The sequence below is a fragment of the Chromohalobacter sp. 48-RD10 genome (genome assembly GCF_029889785.1).
Classification (GTDB): domain Bacteria; phylum Pseudomonadota; class Gammaproteobacteria; order Pseudomonadales; family Halomonadaceae; genus Chromohalobacter.
This window is the reverse complement of record NZ_JARANX010000153.1, coordinates 1-1,164: the sequence shown is the minus strand read 5'-3', so window position 1 is coordinate 1,164 and position 1,164 is coordinate 1. Positions and strand designations below refer to the sequence as shown.

Annotated in this window: 1 pseudogene; it reads left to right on the top strand. The window is 55.1% G+C overall.

Annotated elements, in window-relative coordinates:
- Positions 1 to 22 precede the first annotated feature (22 nt).
- Positions 23 to 1,141, top strand: a pseudogene (locus tag OP496_RS17885) (ISAs1 family transposase).
- Positions 1,142 to 1,164 lie beyond the last annotated feature (23 nt).

The following is a 1,164-nucleotide window of genomic DNA, read 5'->3' as shown; positions in this document are numbered from 1 at the left end:
GCTTTCGCTCATGGATGATCCGATGCTGACACCGTCTCTTATGCACCATTTATCGATTGTTCCCGACTTCCGCCAGGCGTGGAAAGTGCAGCATCAGTTGTCAGATATCTTGTTTCTGACCGTCTGTGCGGTGATCTGTGGTGCTGAAGGTTGGGACGAGATAGAGGATTTTGGCCACGCGAAGCTGGATTTTCTTCGCCAGTACGGCGATTTTGAGGCTGGCGTACCGAGCCATGACACCCTGACCAGGGTGATGGCGCTGGTTAATGCCGATCAGCTGCAGAGTGCGTTCGCCGAGTGGATGAAGGCCTGCCATGACGTCACCGATGGGGCAGTAGTGGCCATCGATGGCAAGACCCTGCGTGGCTCGTACTGCCGTGGCAAAGGCAAGGGTGCGATCCACATGGTCAGCGCCTTCAGCGCCGCGAATGGTGTGGTACTGGGCCAGGTGAAGACAGCGCAGAAGTCCAACGAGATTACGGCGATTCCCGAGCTGCTCAAGCTACTCAATCTGCAAGGCTGTCTGGTAACGATCGATGCCATGGGGTGTCAGAAGAAAATCGCCACTCAGATCCTGCAGAAGGGCGCCGATTACTTGTTATCGGTGAAGGGCAATCAGCCAGCCCTGGCTGACGCCTTCGAGGCTGCATTCCCGATAGCCAAGGTAGCGAGCTTTGCGGGTGACTCGTATGTCACGGACGAAAAGAACTGCGGTCGACAAGAGACGCGCTATCATAGCGTGAGTGAGATTGCCGAAGGATTTCAAGAGCTTAGCTATGAATGGCCAGGTTTGAAAACGGTAGGGGGGGTGATGAGTTTTCGCCAAGAGGGTGACTAAATCCCTGAAGAGCCGATGATCCGCTACTACATCAGCTCAGCCGATCTCAGCGCTAAAAAGCTCGCCGAATCGGCCCGGAAGCACTGGCACATTGAGGCAAAACTTCACTGGTCCTTGGACGTGGCGCTTCGTGAGGATACCTGCAAAATCCATCGCGGACAGGCGGCAGAAAACCTCGCCAGGGTCCGGCATATCGCGCTGAATTATCTGAAAGGGGAGAAGTCTTTCAAGGGTGGAATCCGGCGAAAACAGAAGAAAGCGGCGCTGGATGAGACGTGCCTTGCTGACATTCTTGCGGTGTAGGTTTTTTCATGCGTTTTCCCTGC